This window comes from uncultured Microscilla sp. (assembly GCF_947493425.1).
Taxonomy (GTDB): Bacteria; Bacteroidota; Bacteroidia; order Cytophagales; family Microscillaceae; genus Microscilla.
In genome coordinates, this window is sequence record NZ_CANLRP010000025.1 from 1 (window position 1) to 23,640 (window position 23,640).

Sequence of the window (23,640 nt, forward strand, 5' to 3'; positions counted from 1 at the left end):
ATAAGCAGGTAAACTAGGCATTTTTGACCCTAAATTTAAAACATTTATAACTCTTTCCTAATCTGTAGAGTTTTCAGCTGATTACTATTTTTTGTATAGCAGCTTACCGTAAAAAACTCAAGGGTAGCTTTTTGTTCATTACTGGTGTTTTACAAATCGGCATATTTAGTAGCATCAATTTTATTCAAGTAATGATGCACAATACCAGCAATAACTCATCTATGGTGGCGCTCATTGGGCATGCTATTCAGGCGATATTGTTTACAATGGCTTTGGCGCAAAAAATGAAGGCAAGCGAAGAAGGCAAACGTTGGGCACAAGCCGAACAACTACGCCTGGTGGCTGAGCAAAACACATTGCTGGAGCAAAAGGTGAAAGAACGTACCTTGAAGTTGGAAGATAAAAATCACGAAATTCAAATGCAAAATGAGGCGCTCATGTTGCAACACGAAGAAATAGAAACCCAAAGGGATGCCATTGACCAACAAAATAAAAAGCTTTCGGAGCGCAATTACCTCATTTCGCAGAGTATTAAAGCTGCCCAGGCCATTCAGCAGGCCATATTGCCTCATCAGGAAAAACTGGATAAACTTATTCCCGATCATTTTATTCTCTATAAACCCAAAGATGTGGTGAGTGGCGATTTTTATTGGCTCAACGATATAGAGGGAACTACTTTTCTTGCCACCATAGATTGCACTGGGCATGGGGTTCCAGGTGCTTTTATGTCGCTCATTGGCAATACATTGCTTGACAAAATTATCAGAGTATATAAAATATTAGACCCTGCCGAGGTGTTATCGCGTTTGCATAACGAAGTTTTTCACACCTTGAGGCAACAGGGTACCAACAACAATTACGGGATGGAGATGTCGTTGCTTACCTTAAAAAAAGTAGATGAAACCAGCTATAAAGTAAATTTTTGTGGAGCCAAGCACTCACTTTATTACGCTATGCAAGGCACTGATATGATCATTCAAGAGATCAAAGGTGACCGCAGGTCGATTGGTGGCTTTCAGCCCAGGCAAATAAATTTTAAGACCCAATCTATTACATTGCCTGTGGGTACTATCATGTATACCAATAGCGATGGGCTAAAAGACCAAAACAACCAGCAACGTAAGAAGTTTGGCAGTAAACGAGTAATTGAGTTATTGGCTCAGATAGCACATTTGCCCCTAACCAATCAAAAGCAAAGGCTTGAAGAAGCTCTTAGTGAGCATATGGGTGGGGTGTCCCAACGCGACGATATTTTATTTATCGGAATCAGACTTTAATATTTTTTTATGCTGGTTGTTTGTCACACGCTTCTTATACCCTGACAAATGGGCAAAGTGCCTGATTTATTTAAAATGTAAGCTTACGAGTTCTTTTTGATATGGGTAAGTGCAGTAAAGAAAGGATATAGTGTGTTTGCTTTTATTTTCTTTTGATTGTACTTGTTCAAGTTTCTTTTGCCAAAGACTATTTTATAGGGTTTAGTTTTATCCACGAGAGTTTTTGCGCTACAAAACACCTGACACTACTCTACTTTCGCTTTATGGCACAAAAATCCTCCTAACTACCCTGGTTACCTACAGGCTTTGGAACAATATATGATTATTTAAAGGCAAGGTGTATACAATTATTTTGTGTATACCAGAGCTTAGGAATGGCGTAAAAATAAATTTCTATAGTAACGCTAAAATATTTTGTTGCTGGACGCGGTACGGCAATATCCAGTGGATGTTGAGCGAGCTTGAGGGAAGGTCGGCTAATAGCATCGCTATTCGGCTATTTTTTAACAAAGTATAGCCTCAAAAGATGAGGTTAAGAATGTAAATTTATTTTGGTACCATTCCTTAGCTCAATCCGAACTATTTGATAACACTACAGAGTAGCCTTCACAATGAAACAACTCATTGAACAATGTATTCCACACCACCTCATTGGAGACGACAATGAGAAAACCAAGGCCCGTATTTTTGTGTTTTCGGGGGTGGCAGTATCCTTACTGGGTCTAATAATGATTTTGCTTTACCTCACGGTTGTTCCTACGCCCGCCAGTAATTTTATAGCTACATTTATACTCTTTGTTTTTTCGCTTTTATTGCTCGTATACTTTAAAAAAACCGGCAACCTGAAAATTGCCGCCAATGCATTGATTACATTTGGTTTTTTGGCGCTTAATGTATCTGTGATAGATACTGGTGGTATATATTCTATGGACTTGATTTGGCTGGTGGCTTTTCCGTGTGGAGCCTTTTTGTTTTTAAATAACAAAAGTGCTTTTTGGTGGACAGCAGCTTCTATCTCGGTGACTGTCATTTACCTAATCATAGCGTTTACTGCCCCCAAATTACTAGGTAAAGTACAGTTTGACCCCATATATAACTTCGTAAGTGTATGTCTTTGCATTGCCATAGTAATTTCTATCATTTACTATTTTGTCAAACAAAACCAACTCTACAGTTTGGTGTTGGCTCAAAAAAACGAAAAGCTGGAAAAAACACAAGAAGAAATGATTGCCCAAAATATAGTGCTTCAGGAGCGGCAAGAAGAGATTGCCACCCAAAACGAAGAGCTTATTCAAAACCAAGAGGAAATCATTGCCCAACGCGATTTTATAGAGGTTAAAAACCGTGCACTCGAAAACCGCGACAATCAAATTAGCCATAGTATTAGGGCAGCTCAAGTGATTCAACAAGCAATTTTGCCCAATGCCCATAGTCTACAGTTGTTACTGGGCGATCATTTCATTGTGTTCAGACCTAGAGATGTAGTCAGTGGCGATTTTTATTGGGTAAATAAGGTGCAGGGACAAACGGTATTGGCTTCGGTGGATTGTACTGGACACGGGGTGCCCGGTGCTTTTATTTCATTGATTGGGCACAACTTGCTGGACAAGGTTATACTCCAGCAAAAAATCACAGACCCATCGATCATTATCAATACTTTGCACACCGAAATTGTACACTTACTCAAACAAGAGGCTGGACGCAACAACTATGGAATGGATTTGACTGTATGTGCCTGGCAACATACTTCTGAAGGGTGTCAGTTGGCATTTTGTGGAGCCAAAAATTCGTTTTATTATACATTGCCCCACCAGTCAGGGTATATTGCGCTCAAGGGCACCAGAAAGTCGGTGGGAGGCATACAACCCGAAAATATTCATTTTACTAACCAAAGCGTATGTTTGCCCTCAGGCAGTATGTTTTATATTGGCAGTGACGGCATAGAAGACCAAAATGACAAAAAACGTAAAAAACTGGGTACCAAAAAGGTACTACGTATATTAAGTGATGCGGCTCATTTGCCCACCGCTGAACAAAAATTGTTGCTTGAAAATAGTCTGCAACAACACATGGAGGGTACTACCCAACGCGATGATATACTGTTGATTGGGGTAAGGGTTTGATGAATACTAAGTTTTTAGTAAGCAAACCTCACCACAAAAGTTTTTTTCACCCTTACTGTCTTGCCTCTTTGTTTGCCAGGGTTCCAGGGTGACGACCCTTTGAGTAAACGAATGGCTTCTTTGTTGCAACCATTGCCCAAGCCCCTCAATACTTTAAAATGACTCAATTGACCGTTGGACTCTACAATAAATTGCAAGATAACGATGCCACTGGTGTTGTTAGCTCTAGCTTCAGGAGGGTATTGCAAGTTTTTTTCGAGGTATGCTGCCATTTGAGCGCTGCCACCTTTGGGAGTGGGCGGCTGTTCTACCACAGTAAATACAGGAGCATCTTTGTTGGGGTTGTACGCTCGTAGAAAACCACCCGAAGAGTTGATATAAAACTGCTTTTTCGCTTTGTTTACCAAGGCTTTACCTTGGACAAAATCTGTTGCCTCATCATACTGGCAGGCAATTACTTGTTGTCCGGTTTTGTTCAAAAAGCCATATTTTCCCTGGGTGTTTTTTGCTTTCAAACGCTGACCAATCAAACGAGGAGATAAATATTGGTATTGAAAGGGAGTCAGTTGTGTGCCAGTAGCTTTATCTAACAAAGCAAACAAGCCGCTTTGCTTGGCTCTTACTATAAGAGTGGGAGTGTTTGCTGGGTCTAATACATAAGTAAGTTGGCTGTAGGCTGCTGGCACTACCAATTTGCCCCGGTTGTTTACCAAGCCCCATAAATTGCTGCGTCCTACTTTGGCGTACCCTGCCCTAAACGACAACACACGTTGGTACAAAGGCTTTATTACATACTTGCCTTGGGTATTGATAAACCCCCATTGCCCGTTTTTTTGCACAGCTGCCAGCCCTTCGCTAAAGGGGCGTGCTTTGCTAAACTGGGGTTGAATGCGTACTTCGCCTAAGTGCCCTCTATAGCCCATCAATCCATTTTTTGATCTAAATAATTTAGGGGCAGACTGTGCCCAGGTTGTTGTAGGGCTACTCAGTAAAAATAACAATACCCATATGATTCCTTGTTTTTGGTACATACACTTTTATTTTACAATTTTAAACACCACCGGAAACGATTGTTTGACCCTGACTACTTGACCATGATGCTCACCAGGTATCCATTTGTCAAAGCTCTGAATCAAACGCATGGCTTCGCGATCGCACTCAGGTCCTATACCTTTCAATACCCGCAGTTGATTCACTGTGCCGTTTTTTTCTACCACAAACTCTACAAACACCCGCCCTTCGAGACCACGCCTGATGGCTTTTTCGGGGTATTTCAGGTTTTTTTGTATATGTTTATACAACGCCCTCAAACCACCTACTGGTGAGGCGTTTTTTTCAGGTACTATATAAATTTTATTATCATTGTCCGTTGCCTCCTTTTTGTCAGTGCGCATCTCCTCAACGCTTTGCGTATTGGGCTTTAGGCACCCTGATAGTAAAGTAGTACCATAAACAAAAAAAATTAGGTATATGCTTTTCATGAATTTAATTCTAATGCTGTATAACTAACTTCACAGCGCGTACAGTTTCTAAATAGGCTATTCCTGCTGGGCTAAGTTTTCGGGTATAAGCTTTACCATGTAGGGTAAAGTGTACATAATGGCAATTAGGATGCAAAGAGAAGTGAGTCTTTAATACACTTTGGTTGCGATATTTAAATACAATCTCACCATCATAGGGTTGTTTTTTCAAGAGCACATCCTGAGTGGTGATATAATATACATACATATCGTTTACCAGGTGTTTATCAGTTACCTTGATGCTAAATTTTTCAGGATTTTTACTTGTTTTGTAAAAAACCAAATCCATTGCTTTGCACTTGGCCAATGGTTGATACAAGGGATTGGTTTGGCAACCCGATAATATAATAACTAATAAAAGGGAGAGAAGTCTTAACAAAACGTGTTATTTTTAATATAAAATGGCTGTCTCATCCATCAAATACTCCGTTGTTCTTTTTTAAAAACAGAGTGAAGTTTTTGTAATAATGATGAGACAGCCTCTTGGCACTTATTTAAACCGTTGTTTTACTGAATAATAAATCAGCATATTATTTCTTAAACGCTAAAATAGTTTTTTCTATAATATCGGCACACTCGTGCAACTCTTCTTCGGTCATTACCAAAGGAGGAGCAAATCTGATAATGTTGCCATGGGTAGGCTTGGCAAGTAAACCATTTTCTTTAAGCGCCATGCAAATGTCCCAGGCAGTGCTGCTATCCTCACTGTCGTTGATTACAATAGCATTTAACAAACCTTTACCTCTTACCAAAGTTACTAAGTCACACTTGGCAATCAAGGCATTCATTCGCTCACGGAAAATGTTGCCTAACTTGAAAGATTTTTCGGCAAGTTTTTCTTCTTTTACTACCTCAAGTGCTGCCATGGCCACCGCACAGGCCAATGGGTTGCCTCCATAGGTAGAACCGTGCTCACCAGGTTTGATGCTCAACATGATTTCGTCGCGGGCAAAAACAGCCGATACCGGGAAGACACCTCCTGACAAAGCTTTGCCTAAAATCAAAATATCTGGTTGAAAGCCTTCATAATCACAAGCTAGCATTTTACCGGTGCGGGCAATGCCTGTTTGTACTTCATCGGCAATAAAAAGTACGTTTTTAGCCTTACACATTTCGTAGGCTTTCTTTAAGTAACCCTCATCAGGCACTACTACTCCGGCTTCGCCTTGAATAGGCTCTACCATAAAGCCTGCTACGTTGGGATCTTCCAGAGCTTTTTCTAAAGCAGACAAATCGTTGTAATCAATGATTTCATACCCAGGCATATAAGGTCCAAAGTTATCTTTTGCCACTGGATCGGTCGATGAAGACACGGCAGCCAGGGTACGCCCCCAGAAATTGTTTTTCACAAAAATGATTTTTGCCTGATTGGTAGGCACACCCTTGACAGTATAAGCCCACTTACGGCAAAGTTTCAAGGCGGTTTCTCCTCCTTCTACCCCAGTGTTCATAGGCAATACTTTGTCGTAGCCAAAGTACTGGGTAATGTATTCTTCGTAACGTCCCAATACATCGTTGTGGAATGCACGCGACGTAAGCGTTAGTTTTTGCGCCTGTTCTGCCAACGCACTCAAAATTTTAGGATGACAATGTCCTTGGTTTACTGCACTGTAGGCAGATAAAAAATCAAAGTATTTTTTACCTTCTACATCCCATACATACACGCCCTCGCCTTTAGACAGCACCACTGGTAATGGGTGATAATTGTGTGCTCCATACTTGTACTCCAAATCGATGGCCTCTTGACTTGAGGTTATTGTCTGTATCATACTAATAGTTATTTTACTGTGTGTTTGTGTCAACTTTTTAGGGAATAAAAAACAAGGCACTTTTCCTTCGCAGCGGTTTCGCTCTCCCAGCGAGTGCACCATTTTTTGGGGTATTCCCTTACAACCACAGGCTCTACGTCGTACCTAAAAAGTGATCAAATATAAATTGTATCCTCAAAATTAGTCAAAATAAGGAAGCTTTAAAAAGTCTTGTTTATAATGATTGAACAAGTGTGTGATTCTGCTAAGAATTCAATTTTTTTTAGGGTAACTTTCGATCATTTGAGGATTATTTTGTAGATTTGCCCCCTCGCTTTTCTAACATCCAATTAAATAATTGAATATTAAAGCTTTGTAACAATGGCAAGGATTTGTGAAGTAACTGGAAAAAAAACCCAGTCAGGAAATAACGTATCGCACGCAAATAATAAAACAAGAAGAAAGTTTTATCCAAATTTGCAGAAAAAACGCTTCTTTTTAGAAAGTAAAGGTGAGTGGATTACTTTGAAAGTGTCAACTCAAGCCATTCGTACCATCAACAAAAAAGGTATCGAAGAGGTATTAAAAGAAGCTAAAGCTAAGGGTCTTTTAAAGAAAAAAGTGTTGCTATAATCTATTGTAGTTTTACCACTTTTCAACTAAAGTATTTCGATCGCTAATACAGGTCAATGATGATCTCTATTAGCGATTTTCTTTTCGAGCCCACGTTGTGCAAACCTGATCTCTTTCCCGTAAGCCATTAAAGAAGCTCTTCATTACTAAAAATGCTTAACACCAAACAAAAAAAGCAACTTTTGACACATCAACTGCAGGCTTTGTGTTTACCTTTATTGTCGTAAATAAAACGTTGTGATTACACATGAAAAAACTTTTTACATCTGCATTGATATGGATGATTGCTTTAGGGATGACAGCATCATCGGTTTGGGCACAAACAACTATTTATTTGGTACGCCATGCCGAAAAGGACAAAGGGCGCGATCCCGACTTAACTGTAGCAGGTAAGGAACGTGCCAAAGCATTGCAAGAATTGTTGAAAAAAGAGAAGATAACTGCAGTGTATGCTACCAAAACCAAACGAACCATGCAAACAGGCCAGCCAGTAGCAGAAGCGCAAAAACTTACTGTAGAAAACTATGATTACCGCGATATGCAACTATTGAGTAAGTTGTTTGACAAACACGCAGGTAAAGCAATATTGGTGGTAGGACACTCTAATACGTTGCCGTCTCTCTTAAACCACTTAGTACAAGAAGACCGCTACAAAGACTTGAATGAATCGGTATATGATAACTTAGTAAAAGCACACATAGACGCTTATGGCAAGCTAACCATACAGCACATGAAGTATGGCAGGGCAAGCAGGCTTACTTTTCCTAAGCCCAAGTCTGACTACAAGGCACAAGACGTTGATGTAAAAACAATTGATGGAATGATCAAGGCTTTGTATGGAGTAATATCTGGAGCTAAAGGCGAAAAACGCAATTGGGATCGTTTTCGCTCATTGATGAAGCCCAACGCCCGTATGAACGCAGTGGCCACCCGTGCCAATGGTAAACAGGTGTTTATGTCTATGACACCAGAAGACTATATCAAACGTAATGGGCCATACTTGGTAGGGAAAGGCTTTTTTGAAGAAGAGATTGGGCGCAAAACCGAACGTTTTGGCAATATTGCTCAGGTGTTTAGTACCTATGTGAGCCGTCATACCAAAGACGGAGCTATTTTTATGCGTGGCATCAACAGTATTCAGTTGTCGTATGAAAATGGTCGCTGGTGGTTAGTCAATATTCTATGGAATAGCGAAACAAAAGCGCAACCTATTCCGGCAAAGTATATTGATAAGAAATAATGTGAGTGGTAAAGTAGTAAGGTTTTGAGCACTTATCGCTTGAAAACTTACATTTAGTACCTCCAGACACTAAACCTGTAAAGTGGTATTCCACACCTCTGCCAAAGGCTAAAAACGCCTTGTTATCGAGCAAAAGCAACTATTTTTAGAAACACCCTAAAAGGTGAGACTGCTTTATGCTCTAAAACAATGGGGTATAGTTTTAACAAACCCTTCTTTTTGTTCCATTTTTCACTATTTTTGAGTGGTGACAGCGGGGCAGGTTATTTTATGTTTACCTTTCTTTTTTTCGTAAAAGCCCTTCTTGATTGGTTGTCAACTTCATAACTATCATACATTAAAAATACTACCATTTTTCATCAAAAATATAAACAACTTCTAATGAAATTTAAATTTTTAATAATTGGTTTATTTGCAATTTTAGTTGGTTGTGACCAGCCAAAAGAGATGAGTTCTACAAACCCTGTAAACTGGCAAAAAAGAATGGTTAAAAGGGCTTTGGGTGATTCACTGGAAAAAGGAAAAACTTATTTATCCGTGTATTCTCAAATTTATAGTCTTAATGAAGGAAGAATTCAAAACCTAACCGCAACCGTAAGTATGCGAAACACAGACAATAAAGATTCTGTGTTTGTGAATAAAGCAGAATATTTTGACACAAAGGGTAAACTCATACGCAATTATTTTGACAAACCGATATTTATCGCCCCAATGGAAACCGTTGAAATTGTGATTGATTTTATGGATGTAAAGGGAGGAACAGGTGCCAACTTTTTGTTTGAATGGTCTAAAGAAACGGTCACGAACGAACCTTTATTTGAAGCAGTCATGATTTCTACTTCAGGGCAACAAGGGTTATCTTTTTCTACTAAAGGGGTAAAAGTTAGGTAAACCAATAAGTTTTTCATGGGTATATTCTCCTAAAAAGCGCCCTTCGGAACGCTTTTAACAACCGACCCCGATTCCAGCACCTGAGGGTACTTTTCAGTATTCCGAAAAACGAGCATAGAAGGTTATTCTGCGATTATTAGTTTTGGCGGTTGTTTTGGTTGCTTGTGTCTTCACAAGCAACGGCGTAAGAGCAGCGTCAAAACCCATTCAAATGCCTTTTGTAGGGGCCATCCTTTATGGTTGCCCTAGTGTAGTAAATTTCATCGCCGTAGTATTTTGAGAGGTTTTGCTACTCAAGGAAGCCTGGAGACTTCTTTTTATATATCAATTTCAAGCGCCCTTCGGAACACTTTTAACAACCAACCCCGATTTCAGCACTTGAGGGTACTTTTCAGTATTCCGAAAAACGAGCATAGAAGGTGGTTCTGCGATTATTAATGATGCATTGTTTAGGGCTTAAAACAGCGGGAGAAACAAAAGCACAACCTATTCTGGCAAGGTATATTGATAAGAAATAATGCAGGTGATAAGTAGCAAGGTTTTGAACCCTTGCTACTTGAAACTTAAACCCGCTTGTTGTTCTAACAACCTCCTTGTTTCATTATAGCAGTGTTGGTTTCTTTGCCCCAATCAGGCATCAATTCATTGCCAGGCTTAAAAGTTTCAAATTTTTTGGCAGCCTTTTTAAATACAGGACAAGCCGCCTCTTTGCCTCCGCCAAAAGCAGGGGGCATGTTCATTTTCAGAATAGCCTCTATAAAATAAGGTCGGGGGTTTTCTGGGTTCAAGGCTTTGGCTTTGCCTATTTTTGCAAAAGTACGCCCACTATACTCACGTCCTCTTGCCATTGGGTCTACACTTAGGCGGGTCAGGGTAAGGTAAGCCCCCAAGGTTACTAATTCCGAATTTTTACTATCTATTTTGTTTGCTTTTTCCAACAAGGCTGCAGCTTTATCCAGCACTTGATCTTTGGAAGTAGCTTCTTTCTCAAGCCTGGCCATTTTTATGTAACAATAAGCTGCATAATAGTTCGGCAACCATTTGTTGTTTTCGGCATTGCCAATTCGTTCAAATTGATTGGCAACTGCAACTAATTCTGCTTTGGTTTTAGCAGTTTTCAATTTGCTCAGGTTCGCTTTCATTGCTTTTTCGTATTTATCTCCATTGTCGGCTTGCAGGGTAAACACGGTACATATACAAATGAGTAATAGGGTTAACTTTTTCATATTTTTTTGAGTTTATGGGGTTGTTTTTTTGTAAATAAATGATCATTAATAGTTACTACTAACTGCCTTTGTTGCTTGTAAGGCTACCTTGGCTTTTTGTTTTGAGGCATTCATTGACTGCAGCTATCGCTTGCCAATAGAGACAAACATTCCGATAAAAACGCCCCGGTCAGCAGCCTGACCCACGGCTTGTCTTTGGGTACCATCGGGCGCATAACGGTAGCCAAACACATTTTGTACACCCAATACATTGTTGATCGAAGCAAACAAAATAGTGAAATTGTCAAACAGTGATGTAATGTAGGTGTAAGTCAGGCTTAGGTTATGGTAAGCCGGGGTAGTATCGCCGTGAAACTCAGGGTTATTTGGGTTGAAATAAGCCCGACCTGAACTGAAAGTATAAGTAAATCCTACATAACTATGAATACCAGAGAAGTACTGCTTGTATACCATCGAGAGCGTGTGATGAGCTGCAAAACCAGGCCTTGCCAAAGTTGGAAAGTTTTGAAACTCACGTTCAGTATCTAAAAACGAGTAAGAAACCCAGTAATCTACGTTTTTAAAAGTTTGTTTGTCGCGCCAAAACAACTCTATCCCTCTGGCAAACCCATAGCCATTGTTGTTGACCTCAAGTTGGGCAAAATCCTGGTTATTTTTGATCAGATCGTCGTACTGCTTATAGTATCCTTCTATTCTAAAAGTGCGCTTGCCGGGTACCATCCACTGGTAGTTGAGCAGGTAATGTACCGATTGTTCAAACTGGAGGTCAGTGGGCAGCCTTGCTGTTTTGAGTTGTATTAAGTCATTGGTTTGAGGAGTTTGAAAAAACTGCCCATAAGCAGCCGATACCTGACTGTATTTGCCGGTTTTGTAGGCAAGCGATAGCCTGGGGGCAAAATTTTGTTGTCCAATTACTTCCGATTTTTCCATCCTTACCCCAAAACGCCCGGCAAGTTTACGGGTAAAAAACACATCAGCCTCTACAAAACCCGCCAAGTAGTTTTCTTCGAGCCCCCGGCTCAATTGGTTAAGCCCATCGTCAAAATTGAATCGTTGCACTTCTCCCCCAAAAGTAAGTCCTGAGTTTTCGCCCAAAAGATGTTGTACTGTAATGCGCCCTTGTTGCAAGCGTTCTTGCTGAAAAATGCGGTTACCATTGAGCAAAATCAAGTCATGATCATGGCTATAAGAGCCTCCCACTTGTACAAACCAGCGATCATTGAGAGCTTCTTTCCACGAAGTATTGATATAAGTATTGTCATTGGTCAAGTCTAACGCATTGGTGGTATTTTCTAAGCTTATATCTTGATAGTTCATTGCCAGGTTTGACTGGTTATAAGTGCTATACAGTTTGAATATGCCCGTTTTAGAAGTTTTTTGTCTAAAAATAAGCGAGCCTTCCACACTTTCAGGGGCACGTTTCCAGTCGGCATTTTGCGGAATAAGTTGAAAAACCGGTTCCAGGTTGGTATACCTTGTGTTGAGGCTCAGTGAGGTGTTTTTCCAACGTTGGGTATGCCCCGCACCTACACCCACAGTCATAAGATCAATATTGGTCTGTGTTTTTTCGGCAAGGTCTTGCGAGTTGAGCACCAACACCGACGAAAGAGCCTGACCGTATTGGGCAGAATAGCCCCCAGTGCTAAAAACAGTTCCCTTGAACAAAAAAGGAGAAAAACGTCCTCGTTGAGGCACATCAGGCACTGAGCTATAAAATGGGTTTTGCACTACTAAACCATCAATCAATGTTTTGGTTTCGTTGGCAGCGCCTCCTCGTACAAACAAGCCTTCTGTTTCACCTACTGTTTGAGCTCCTGGCAAAGTTTGTAAAGCGCCCACCAAATCTCCTGCGCCACCACCTGCTGTAGTAGCTATGTCAATAGAGTTGAGCACCACCACCCGTTTTTCGTCACTTGCCTCAAACGCCCCTGCAGTAATGACCACCGTGTTTAGTTCGTTGGCTTCTTCTTTTAGGCGCACGTTTATCTGTACAGGTTTGCCCAAAAGGGTGATTTTTTGCTCAAAGGTTTTAAAACTGATATAAGCGACCACCAATACTGCCTCACCTTGTTGGGTAGTGCTAAACTGAAACTGCCCATCTATATTGGTAGAAGTACCATCATACGTGTTTTTGACCGATACATTGGCTCCTGCCAAAGCCTCGCCTTTTTCATCAGTTACCATACCACTTATCAGTGTTTGTGCCTGTAGTGGTATGGTGGCTGTCCAAAGCAATAATATAATGATACACTTCAGGTATGTCATTTATTCAATGGTTATATGATTTGTATTAAGTTGTTACAAATAAAGGGTTTAAACTCAACCAAGGCTTGCTTTAGGGAGTGAGTTGGTGAATAGCAGGCGTGAAATGGTAGGAGAGGGGAGTAGCAAGTAATGAAGGTATTTGTCTAATAGGTTTTGCTGTTCAAGAAAGAGCCTGCTACTTTTTGGTCTCTTCATAAAAAAATCCCTTACCGAAAAGTATCAGTAAGGGATTGTATGTATATAAATCTAAAAACTACTATATGCTATTTTGCGGCTTCTGTTGTTGCTTTCTTCTCTTTCTTTTTCTGCATGTTATAAAAATCTAACACCACCGGAGAAGCAATAAATACAGAAGAATAAGTACCTACTAAAACTCCCACTAACAAAGCAAAAGAGAAGCCTCTCAATACTTCGCCACCTGCAAGGAACAAGGTCAATACTACTACCAACGTAGTGGTAGAGGTCATTACGGTACGACTCAAGGTATTGTTGATGGCATTGTTCAATACTTCGCTAAATGACTGCCCACGGTGTCCTTTAGTATTGTCTTCGTCTTCTTCACGAATACGGTCAAATACTACCACCGTATCGTTAATTGAGTACCCAATTACGGTAAGAATGGCAGCAATAAATACTTGGTCTATCTCTAGGGTAAAACCAAGCAAGTGGGCAATAGAGAATGCCGAAAGCACAAACAATACATCGTGGAACAAAGCGGCAATAGCTCCTGCACCGTACTGCCAGCGACGGAAACGTACCACAATGTAAATAAAGATAACTACCAGCGAGAATAATACTGCAGTTTGGGCAGTGTTACGAATGTCATCGGCAATGGTTGATCCTACCTTAGAAGAACTTTCTACCGAAGGTGCTTTGCCTTGGTTGAACTTTTTCAAGCCATTCAATACCATAGCTTTTACTTTTTTATCGGCTTCTTGCGACTCATCGTCAATCAAGTAACTGGTAGTTACTTTAATCTGGTTGCTGGCACCAAAAGTTTTTACTTCCAGTCCACCCTTAAACGACTCGGTCAATGCCTGACGAGCATCAGTAGCAGCCACCGATTTTTCAAACTTCACTACATAAGAGCGTCCTCCTTTGAAATCTACCCCCAGGTTTAGTCCACCATTGATTACCATAGCAATGATACCACAAGCGATAAATGCTGCAGAACCCATGTAAGCTTTCTTTCTTAGTTTGATAAACTGGATATTGGCTTTGCCCATAGTTGGGATAAAAGAAGAAAATCCGATGTTACGTTTGCCACCGCGAGAAATAGCCTCAATGATTAAACGGGTAATAAAGATGGCACTAAACAATGAACAAGCAATACCAATCATCAATGTAACCGCAAAACCTTTTACTCCACCAGAACCAAAACTATAAAGAATGGCGCCAATAAGGAAAGTAGTTACGTTGGCATCTATAATAGAGCTGTAAGCTTTTTCATACCCTAGTTTGATAGCCATAGGTAGTTTTACTGCTTGCTCACGGCGAAGTTCTTCCCGAATACGTTCATAAATAAGTACGTTGGCATCTACCGACATACCAATGGTGAGTACAATACCTGCAATACCAGGCAACGTGAGTACTGCCCCAAATTGCGCCAAAATACCTACGATAAAGAAGATGTTGGCAAGTAAAGCAATGTTGGCAATGGCACCCCCAAGCTTGTAGTACAGAATCATAAATATTACTACCAAGCCCAAACCTACCAACATAGACTGAAGTCCTTGGTTAATAGATTTTTGACCCAAAGAAGGTCCTACAATGGCTTCTTCTACGATACGTACCGGAGCAGGAAGTTTACCTGCTTTAAGAATATTTGCTAAATCTTTTGCTTCTTCGATGCTAAAACTACCACTGATAGAAGAGTTACCACTAGGAATTTCGTTTTGTACAGTAGGCGCAGAGTATACATTACCATCCAATACAATGGCTACACGACGACCAACGTTGGCACGGGTAAGTTTTTTCCACTCATTAGTACCCAGTTGGTTCATACGCATAGATACTTCTGGCTGAGAGTTTTGATCAAACTCCTGGCGTGCATCTACTACTACGTCACCTTCCAGAGGAGCCTTGCCACCACGAGTGTTTTTAGCAATGTGTAAGCTCAACAACCCATTGGCATCAGGTTTTACATCCCAGAAAAATAAAGCATTTCCTTTAAACATACGACGAACCTCAGCACGTCTTAGGTAAGAGTTAATTTCAGCGGTATCTTTTACCAAAGCAGCATAGTTTCTTCCGTTGTTTTTGAACAAACGAGCGAATTTTGAACCTATTTGTTGGGTAGTGTCTTTCTTTACCTCTTTTTTCTTGGCAGTATCCGCTTTTTTAGCTGTGTCCTTCTTGGTGTTGGCACTGTCGGTTTTGCTAGAGTCAGTTTTGGTACCTCCAGCCACCAAAGAGTTTTCAGTAGAGTCAGTTTCTTGGGCGGTAGTATCGCCTGCTACCAATAAATTATCATCTGTTTTTTTAGCAGTATCTACTTTAGTCTCCGTTTTTGTAGAGTTTCCTGTAGTTTTTTGCTCTGCTTTTTCAAGCTTGGTCATGTACTGGTTTAACTGAGAGAAGCTCAAGGCAATCTCGTTTAACTCATATAGTTCCCAGAATTCAAGCTTAGCTACACCAGAAATCAGTTTTCTTACCCTTTCAGGATTGTCAACTCCTGGCAATTCGATCATAATACGACCAGAACCAGGTAGTTTTTGAATGTTAGGGTTGGCTACTCCAAATTTATCAATACGACGACGCAAGATTTCGAATGCGCGATCAATACCCTCGTCTACTTCTTTACCAATAAAAGTAATTACTTCATCGTTGGTAGAGTTGGTTCTGATCTTTTCACGGTTGGCACTACTGGCAAAAATATCAGCCAGTTTGTCGTTGGGATACAACTTCTCAAAAGCATTTTGGAAAAGAAATGCAAATTTTTCCTGGCTGTTTGCCTGTGCTTTTTGTGCTTCTTGCAGTGACCTATTTAGTTTTACACTAGCGCTGCTACCCGATAATGCTTTGATGATTTCGATGGGAGAAACTTCTACTACCACGTGCATACCACCTTGCAAATCAAGACCCAAAGAAAGCTCTTTTTGCTTTACTTCTTTGTAGTCATACGATGCCCAAGGCAATTTATATACTACTTGATTGTCGACAGAGTCAAAGTACTTTTGTTTTTGACTGTTGCTTACCACACCAGTTTTAGGGTCACGCGCATATTCTTCAGCTTTTTGCTGCACACTGCGCGCCTGAAATGTAAAAGACAGGTAATAAATACACAATAGTGTAATGGATACCGTCAAAATAATAACTCCGGTTTTATTCCGCATTTTTGTTAGAATTTAATAATAAAGTTTTGAGATTTTTTATAAAGTATAGCAATGAATATTGCCGCTGTATGAGTTCATACAGTCTGACAATCAATGCTTTTATGTCTTTTTAAAGGGAAATTAAAAAGGGTGAAATGGAGAGGCGCTAGGGGGCATTAATTACTATAAAGTGGTTGAACACATTCTCAAAATAGGGGAGGAGCGCAATAGAGGGTTCAGCGTAGTAAGTATGGTACTCAATAGATGGACACTCTATGTTGAACAACAGGTGAAGGGCAGGATCAATGTTTACATTTAATGGAGGCACTGTGTGCTCCAGGGTAAGTTCCTGTACTATTACCTCTTCCTGGTGGTCTTGTGTTTGCTTTTGCTCTTTTTCTTGATGAGTATTTGTGTTCTGATGAGCAATGTTTTGTTTTTGACGTGTATCGCCGGGTTTGGCTACTTGTTTTTTTACAAGCGCTTTACTTTGGAATGCGTCAAACACTCGCCCGTTTGCCAGCAACGTAGAAGTAATGGCAAGGTATGCTAATAGCAATGTAAAAAAGCGATATGTTTTTTGTCTGTTCATCATTTAAAGTGGGCGCAAATGTACAAAATACTTTTTTGTATGCCAAACCTTACTTGGGTTTAGCTTGTCTTTTGCCCAAATTAATGCTTAAAAGAGTGATATATCACCGTCAAAAAATTTAATAACTTTCCTTCTGCTTGTAGTGTCTAAATTGATAACTTTGGCTACAGTTTAATAAAACTAGATAATATGACTATACGCTGTATTATAGTAGACGACGAACCCCTGGCTACCGATATTTTAGAAGCTTATGTAAGTAAAATTGCTTTTTTGGAGTTGGTGCAAATATGTGCCAATGCCTTTGAAGCTTTGGATTGTGTGAAGAAAAATACGATTGATTTGATATTTTTAGACATTAATATGCCCGACTTGTCAGGCATTGAGTTTTTAAATGCCTTGCCTCAAAAGCCTGCCGTGATTTTTACTACGGCTTATGCCGACTATGCCATTGAGGGATTTAACCTCGATGCTGTAGACTATTTGCTTAAACCTATTTCGTTTGATCGTTTTTTAAAGGCAGCCAACAAAGCTGAAAGTTTCTTAGTCAGTAAGCAGTTGGGCAAGGAGGTGGTTGGGTTTGATGAAGCTCCTACAGAATACCTTTTTGTGAAAACTGAGTATAAAATTGTGAAGGTAAACTTGAAGGATATATGGTATGTAGAAGGGCTAAAGGATTACATTAAAATAGTTACCTCAGGAGGGCAACTGCTTACGCTCCAAAGTATGAAAAATATGCTGGAGACCTTGCCCGATGTGCAGTTTATGCGTGTGCATAAGTCTTATATTGTTGCCATGGCATATATAGAAACCATTGAGCGCAACAAAATCAAAATTCAGGATAAGTGGATTCCTATTGGTACCACCTACCGCGACCAGTTTTATAAGCGCATCGAGCGTTAAGGTTCGCTTACTGTTTTATTCCTTAAGCCATTCCAGGGCTTTTTCGTTACGGTCAAAGTACAGTACTTGCATTGTACCACTTTGTTTTTTTACCATGTCGTTGGTAGTTTGCTGAAGGGCTACCTCGGCAAAATAAGATGGAGGAATAATTACCGCCATTTTTTCTAAACCGGCCTCTGCCAATATCTGATTAAACTCTCCTGAAATCCAGTCTTGCAGGTCAGGCTCCATTACAAAGTCAAACTCTTTAGTATCAGCAAGCCATCTTTTTGCTCTTTTTTCTTTAACAAAAACAGCTGCTTGGGTGAGTAATTTTTTAAGTTCGTTTTCTTGAATATACTTGGTTTCAGTAAGCCACTGCAAGTTTACAATTGAATTCTCTTGATCCCAAGTTGATTTCAGGTAAGGGGAGTCGATAAAAACTTCCTGATTATTTTGAGTAGTATCCATTAGTTGAATAAAGTTATGATTGTAAAAAATTATTTTAGGCTGGTGGATGTGAGAATAGGACAATTAAAACAGGCATAGGTGTAGTGGTAAAGAAGATGTTTAACATTTGTTAATAAGATGAATGTTTATAACCGACTGCCAGGTAGGTTAAAAAAAGACAAACAACAACCCGTGCGAATTTTGAACATAGTAAAGATTGTATTTTTTCTTGTTTAACAGTTAATCATTATTTGTGGTTAACAAACAATAAATAAACAAGAAACAATCAGTACTATACCAAGTAAATTTACCTACGAAAGAAGCGGGAAATAGTTGGGCATTTTACAAAAAACCACCCCAGCTAAAATAAAGTTGAGGTGGTTTGAAAAATAAATGCTTTATATACAACTATTGCACTGCAGTGCTATCTGTTACCAAAAATAAATCTTTTTTTGGCCACTGCTTAATGGTTTTTATTCCTCGTCTCATCACACCTTCCAATTCATAACTAAACCCTGGACCTCGCCAGGTACTGGTATTGGTGATAATGGCATAGCTTATACCATCTTGTCGGCGCTTTACTACAATTCCAGTACCCGCAAGGCTTCCAGTGCGCCACCATCGTTGGGCATTGCAGGCTTTCCAACCTAATACCTTTTTTTCGCTGCTATCACGCGGGGTAGTCATGGCTTTGATGCTCGCTGGGGTCAAAAAATCGGGTACTGTACTAAACCCATCAATTGCTGTTACCAAACGCAACAAGTCGGTAGGAGTGGCCAACCAGCCTCCTGCCGGACCCAATGCCTCTATATTGGTGGCATCGTAGGTGCGTGCTACCGAATCGCCCGTGTTGTAACACGAGAGTTTTTTTTCTGCGTTGGCGTGCTCATAATAACTTACTTCGGTAAAAGCCTGGTCTTGTCGACGGTTTTTACCCAAGCGCATGCGTTCAATGCCCAAGGGTTTTAATATTTGTTGTACATACTTTTCATAGGGCATTCCTGCGGCTTTTTCTACCACTTTGCCTAGTACACAATACCCAAAGTTAGAGTAGTCGTAAAATTTGCCAGGCTCGAAGGCTACCTCTTGGGTAAGCATAAATTGGAGGGTAGTTTCAAAACTTGGGGGCGACTTTACCTGCATACGTTTGGCTACGGCCAAAGGAACAAACATAGGGTCGGTACGATAAATATTGCGCCAGCCACCTGTATGAGTAAGCAAATGTTCTACTTTGATTTTAAGGAGATTAGGGCTTTTGTAATGCAAATAAGTAGTGTCATTTAAAATGCCTTTTTTGCCAAAAACCGCCTGATCAAGACTGATTTTTTTAGCTTCTACCAGTTTCATAATAGCCACTGCGGTGACAAGCTTTGATACACTTGCCGTGCGAAACAAATGATAGGGGGCAGTTTTTTCATGGCTGATGGTGTCTGCTTCGCCATACGCTTTGGCGTATAACAACTTGCCGTCTTTTACTATGCCCAGCGAAAGTCCTTGAACATCCCAATAACGCATAAATCGGTGAATCAAAGTATCCAATTTCACCATTTCGCTATAGTTTGAGTGGTGATTTCTTAAAGGAAAATCAATGGTAGGTTTGGCAGGTTGAGCAACTACTTCTTTGTCTAAACTCACCTCGCGTACTTTTTCACTCTTTACTCCACAGCTACTTAACCAGCTTGCAAGAACAACTCCCCCAAAATAAATCCAGAAATTTTTTAACATAATTGCGATTTGAATATAATAAGATTACAATGCTACAAAAAAATATGAATACAAGTCCATTCTTTTTGTAAGCAGTGGCTAAATCCAACAGACTACAGCCTCGATTTGGTTTTAGGGGCTACCTTACTGGCTTATTTTTTTAACTGAAGCCAGCAAGGATAAAAGAAAGTTTTTAACTTTCGTTCAACGACCAGTTATAATGCTCCTATTGACCGGTATTAAATCTGAAGACTTAAATTAGTTAGGTATAAGGATTTGAGCAGCTTTTTATGTATGATGGTAGCACATTTATAAAGCCAAACTACACTTTATGAAAACAACAAAAACAATATTTATTGTATGCCTTATGGCTATATTTCCCTGGCTGGTAATAAGCTGTGGAGGAAAACAAGAACAGTCTGCCAGCGATCGGGCACAAGAATCTGCCAACCATTTGATCAAGGTAATAAACGAGTTTGAAAATGAACGTACCCAAGTTTTAGAAGTGATTAAGGTCTTAGATACTGGTATGAAAAAATACATGTCTAGCAATATGTCTACCAAAAAGAAAGCCGAGAACTATGAGAGAGATTGGAAAAAACTCGCAGGAAATATTAAAGAGATGGAGCTAAAGTTTAATGTCATTGAGCAAAGATCAAAAGCCTACTTTGACCAACTATACAGTATCAACGAAAGCATTAGCAACGATGATTTGCGTAAAAAAGAGTTTAGTAAAAATACAGCGTTGAAACAAAACTGGGACAAGGCATACCAGCAAGCTCAACAAGATATGCGCAAAATAAAAGTGGTGTTAGAAGAAGGTAATGATTTGAATAAAGTATTGATTTCCAGTATAATGAGGTCAAAAATTACTTATAACATTAGCCAAATGCAAGGCATATCGAGTCGGGCACGCAAAATAGTGAAAGAGCTGAGTAGTTTTTCGGTAGAGAGCAAAAAAATACTACAGGGTGGTTTTACCAGTTACCGTGCCTCAAAAAACAACTCAAATGAGTCAACTAATGAACATCGTAAAAAACAAGAGACATCAGGCGAGCAACCCGAACCTACCCCCAAGATAAACAGTGGTGCCCCATTGACTGAGGTGTTGAGCAACGAAATAAATGCTTCGAGTTATTTATCTGCCGATGGTTTTGTGTATAAACCTGCCAATGTAAATGATAACAACCTGAAAACCTGGTGGTCGCCCAGGCGCGATGATTTTGCCACGAATTGGTTACAAGTCATTTTTGACTCTGTGGAGCCTATCAGGGCGATTGAAGTACACGGAGGTTCTCATTATCCTGATTATCCCAAATATGGGGATATTTTTAGAATGAATCATCGGGTAAAAACTGCCACACTTGAGTTTTCTGACGGAAGTAAGGAAACCATTCGCCTCAAAGATATAGATGCAGTGCAAGAGTTTCAGTTTCGTCCGCGTAATACCCGTTATATTATACTTAAGGTCAAAACCTGGTATCCTTCCGAAAAGTGGAAAGACATCTGCGTGTCACATTTCAAAGCGTTTAAATAATGAGTATCTCAGGTAGAATAATATGGTGGGGGTGGTGTTGCCTATGGGTGGTGTTGGTTGTTGGGTGCAATCGCCCACAGGCAAAAAATAACAAAGAAAGGCAAGATTCTGTTGCTGTGTCTACGTTAGCCGAGCCTACCATAGGTAGTGCAAAATTACCCCCTTGTGACTCCTTACTGGTGATGCAAACCATCAATGTAAAAGGGCATTTGGTGGACATTGCCGTACCCCAGCAGTCTACAGACATAAAAGCCAACTTATTGGTATTGCAAGGCTGGAACTTCCCTAAAGACGATTGGTGTAAGAAATCTTCCTTGTGTAAAAAAGCCCTGTCGCAAGGCTATCGATTGATTATGCCCGAAATGGGCAAAAGCACTTATTCGTCCAAACTATACCCGGAAACTCTCAAACAATGGCGCAAGTACCCTACGCTTAAGTGGGTAACCGATTCATTGATTCCTTATTTGCAACAGCAATATTGTATCATGATGCCTCATCAGGCAAACTTTGTGGTGGGACTTTCTACTGGGGCAAGGGGGGCAGGGCTGGTAGTACTCAACCTGCCTGGTTTGTTTAAAGCCGCTGCTGCTCTTTCGGGAGACTTTGATCAAAGAAGAATACCCTATGACCGTATTATGACAGGGTTTTATGGCAGCATTGCTACTTTTCCGAAGCGTTGGGCAGGGAAAGATAATATGTTGGTCAATATCCAAAAATTTAAAACGCCGTTTTATCTGGGGCATGGCAAGTTAGATAAGGTATGCCCTCCTGCCCAAACCAAGTTATTTTATAATGCATTTAAGAAGGCCCACCCTCAGCTCCAGGTAGTGTTAAGTATGCCAACGTGGGCGGCTCATAACTATAAGTACTGGGATTATGAAGTAGATAATTTTCTGAAGTTTTTTGAGGCTTATAGGTGAATTTCTCCAGCAAAAAAAGCTGCTTGTTTTTGAGCAGCCTTTTTTTGTGAGTACTTATACTTTTTATGCAGCTGCTTTAGCTTTTTTGCTAAGTACTACGCCATGCAGCAATAAACCAATTGCCAAAACAAGCATGATGATACCGTATACCAAAAATGCAGTAGAAACGTCCATGAATTTAAGCGCAACACTGGTGATATTGGGTGAAACAAAAATAGCAAAGAACAATAAGCTAGTAAATATACCCATGAAACGCCCAACTAAGGGAAGAGGCACTAAACTCATAATCCACAAGCTGGTATTGGTACCATTGAGCCCATACCCCAAGCCTGCCAAACCTACCCCTATCAGAAACACAGGGTAGGTGTTGGCTTGATTGATAATGATGAATCCGCTACCTATCACAATAAATACCAATGCATAAATCAATTGGTAATGCAACCTTTGCTTGATGGGTGTATACAAAAACATAGAGCTGGCTGCACCAGACGCCAAAAACACCGCAAAGCCAGTAACGATGTAGTAAATATCTGTGCTAAACCTTGCCACAATGATGTCGGGTAATTTTATAAAAGTCAAACTTACCAAAGTAACCGCCACAAAAGAGATGGCATAGACCAGTATCACCAGTGCTTTAGGGTAAGAGGTTGGCAAGGGAGCATCATTAGGTTTTGTTGTAGAGGCAACTGTTGGCTCGTTAGGGGCTGGGTTACTTATTGGTTTTTTGTCCTGAAGCGATATGATTGCCAACGGAATAAGCAAAAAAGCTACCCCATACATCGCAAAAGGGTGGTGCCAGCTTTTGGCAGCTAATGGAGCTACTACATATAAAAAAGCCACACTTGCCCACAAACTAAAGCCATTGATAAACCCCATAAACCTGCTGCGGGCTTCACCCTCAAAATAATCGGCAACAAAAGTAAACAAAATGGTCATGATGCCTGCAATGGATAAACCTATGAAGGCGCGTGATAGTATGAGCAAATAAATATTGTTGAGGTATAGCCCCGATGTGCCCGCTACTCCATACAAAGCAAAGGCAGCGATGAGTAACTTTTTTTTGCTAAACCTTTCGATCAGCAAGCCCACTATGGTGGCTCCTATTGCAATAAACAATGCATTGAATACCAGTACATAATTTACCAGTAGTTTGACATTGGGCACCTCTGCAAAGTTTTTGGCGATGGCAGGTTGCAATGGCATTACTACGGCGTCGCCCATTGACACCAAAGTGCCCCCTACAAGTAGGGTCATTTTAGTCAGCGGATTTACTTTTGGTTGACTCATATCAGAAGGAAGTTAGATTTGCATAATACCTTTT

General features: G+C 40.2%; 19 protein-coding genes. 8 read left to right on the plus strand and 11 right to left on the minus strand.

Features of this window, described 5'->3' with window-relative positions:
- The first annotated feature begins 191 nt into the window (after positions 1-191).
- A complete protein-coding gene (locus Q0954_RS09160; RefSeq protein ID WP_299456081.1) occupies positions 192-1,277 on the plus strand; it encodes a SpoIIE family protein phosphatase in 1,086 nt (361 codons plus the stop codon).
- Positions 1,278-1,888: 611 nt separating this feature from the next.
- Positions 1,889-3,400 (plus strand): SpoIIE family protein phosphatase, encoded by a 1,512-nt coding sequence (locus tag Q0954_RS09165; RefSeq protein ID WP_299456082.1) that lies wholly within the window; start codon positions 1,889-1,891, stop codon positions 3,398-3,400.
- A gap of 14 nt (positions 3,401-3,414) precedes the next feature.
- Here the strand turns inward: Q0954_RS09165 and Q0954_RS09170 are convergent, their stop codons facing one another.
- The 4 genes from Q0954_RS09170 to rocD form a co-directional block, all read right to left on the minus strand.
- Positions 3,415-4,431, minus strand: a complete 1,017-nt coding sequence (locus Q0954_RS09170; RefSeq protein ID WP_299456083.1) for a TonB family protein — start codon at positions 4,429-4,431, stop codon at positions 3,415-3,417.
- A gap of 6 nt (positions 4,432-4,437) precedes the next feature.
- Entirely contained in the window at positions 4,438-4,881 is a 444-nt protein-coding gene (locus Q0954_RS09175; protein WP_299456084.1) for an energy transducer TonB, read from the minus strand.
- Positions 4,882-4,891: 10 nt separating this feature from the next.
- Positions 4,892-5,209, minus strand: coding sequence for a hypothetical protein (locus Q0954_RS09180; protein WP_299456086.1), 318 nt, complete (start codon positions 5,207-5,209; stop codon positions 4,892-4,894).
- Between the two features lie 241 nt (positions 5,210-5,450).
- Positions 5,451-6,689 carry an ornithine--oxo-acid transaminase gene (rocD, locus tag Q0954_RS09185; RefSeq protein WP_299456087.1) on the minus strand — a complete coding sequence of 413 codons (1,239 nt, stop codon included), beginning with the start codon at positions 6,687-6,689 and terminating at the stop codon, positions 5,451-5,453.
- Positions 6,690-7,049: 360 nt separating this feature from the next.
- Between rocD and rpmB the strand changes: the two genes are divergently transcribed.
- The 3 genes from rpmB to Q0954_RS09200 all read left to right on the plus strand — a co-directional run bounded on the left by rpmB (position 7,050) and on the right by Q0954_RS09200 (position 9,432).
- Positions 7,050-7,301: a 50S ribosomal protein L28 gene (gene rpmB, locus Q0954_RS09190; protein WP_299456088.1), complete on the plus strand. Its 252-nt coding sequence runs from the start codon at positions 7,050-7,052 to the stop codon at positions 7,299-7,301.
- 247 nt (positions 7,302-7,548) lie between these two features.
- Positions 7,549-8,541: a phosphoglycerate mutase family protein gene (locus Q0954_RS09195; protein WP_299456089.1), complete on the plus strand. Its 993-nt coding sequence runs from the start codon at positions 7,549-7,551 to the stop codon at positions 8,539-8,541.
- Between the two features lie 381 nt (positions 8,542-8,922).
- A complete protein-coding gene (locus Q0954_RS09200) occupies positions 8,923-9,432 on the plus strand; it encodes a DUF3124 domain-containing protein (RefSeq protein ID WP_299456091.1) in 510 nt (169 codons plus the stop codon).
- Positions 9,433-10,013: 581 nt separating this feature from the next.
- Here the strand turns inward: Q0954_RS09200 and Q0954_RS09205 are convergent.
- The 4 genes from Q0954_RS09205 to Q0954_RS09220 form a co-directional block, all read right to left on the minus strand.
- Positions 10,014-10,658, minus strand: a complete 645-nt coding sequence (locus tag Q0954_RS09205) for a hypothetical protein (RefSeq protein ID WP_299456092.1) — start codon at positions 10,656-10,658, stop codon at positions 10,014-10,016.
- A 123-nt stretch (positions 10,659-10,781) separates the two neighbouring features.
- The gene (locus tag Q0954_RS09210) at positions 10,782-12,923 is read right to left on the minus strand and encodes a TonB-dependent receptor (RefSeq protein WP_299456094.1); all 2,142 of its coding nucleotides are present in this window, start codon (positions 12,921-12,923) and stop codon (positions 10,782-10,784) included.
- Positions 12,924-13,186: 263 nt separating this feature from the next.
- Positions 13,187-16,258: a protein translocase subunit SecDF gene (gene secDF, locus Q0954_RS09215; RefSeq protein WP_299456096.1), complete on the minus strand. Its 3,072-nt coding sequence runs from the start codon at positions 16,256-16,258 to the stop codon at positions 13,187-13,189.
- A 145-nt stretch (positions 16,259-16,403) separates the two neighbouring features.
- Entirely contained in the window at positions 16,404-16,832 is a 429-nt protein-coding gene (locus Q0954_RS09220; RefSeq protein WP_299456098.1) for a hypothetical protein, read from the minus strand.
- Positions 16,833-17,018: 186 nt separating this feature from the next.
- Here Q0954_RS09220 and Q0954_RS09225 point away from each other — a divergent pair, with 186 nt between their 5' ends.
- Complete coding sequence (locus tag Q0954_RS09225; protein WP_299456100.1) at positions 17,019-17,729, plus strand: LytTR family DNA-binding domain-containing protein; 711 nt, start codon at positions 17,019-17,021, stop codon at positions 17,727-17,729.
- A gap of 15 nt (positions 17,730-17,744) precedes the next feature.
- On the opposite strand, the gene Q0954_RS09230 is transcribed toward Q0954_RS09225, so the two are convergent.
- Positions 17,745-18,179 (minus strand): hypothetical protein, encoded by a 435-nt coding sequence (locus Q0954_RS09230; protein ID WP_299456102.1) that lies wholly within the window; start codon positions 18,177-18,179, stop codon positions 17,745-17,747.
- Between the two features lie 387 nt (positions 18,180-18,566).
- Positions 18,567-19,883 (minus strand): serine hydrolase, encoded by a 1,317-nt coding sequence (locus tag Q0954_RS09235; RefSeq protein WP_299456104.1) that lies wholly within the window; start codon positions 19,881-19,883, stop codon positions 18,567-18,569.
- 310 nt (positions 19,884-20,193) lie between these two features.
- Here Q0954_RS09235 and Q0954_RS09240 point away from each other — a divergent pair, with 310 nt between their 5' ends.
- On the plus strand, positions 20,194-21,399 hold the full coding sequence (locus Q0954_RS09240) for a discoidin domain-containing protein (RefSeq protein WP_299456106.1): 1,206 nt from the start codon (positions 20,194-20,196) through the stop codon (positions 21,397-21,399).
- Positions 21,399-22,319, plus strand: a complete 921-nt coding sequence (locus tag Q0954_RS09245) for a prolyl oligopeptidase family serine peptidase (RefSeq protein ID WP_299456108.1) — start codon at positions 21,399-21,401, stop codon at positions 22,317-22,319. Before Q0954_RS09240 ends, Q0954_RS09245 begins: the two co-directional genes overlap by 1 nt.
- 63 nt (positions 22,320-22,382) lie before the next feature.
- On the opposite strand, the gene Q0954_RS09250 is transcribed toward Q0954_RS09245, so the two are convergent.
- The gene (locus Q0954_RS09250; RefSeq protein ID WP_299456109.1) at positions 22,383-23,606 is read right to left on the minus strand and encodes an MFS transporter; all 1,224 of its coding nucleotides are present in this window, start codon (positions 23,604-23,606) and stop codon (positions 22,383-22,385) included.
- Positions 23,607-23,640: the final 34 nt, after the last annotated feature.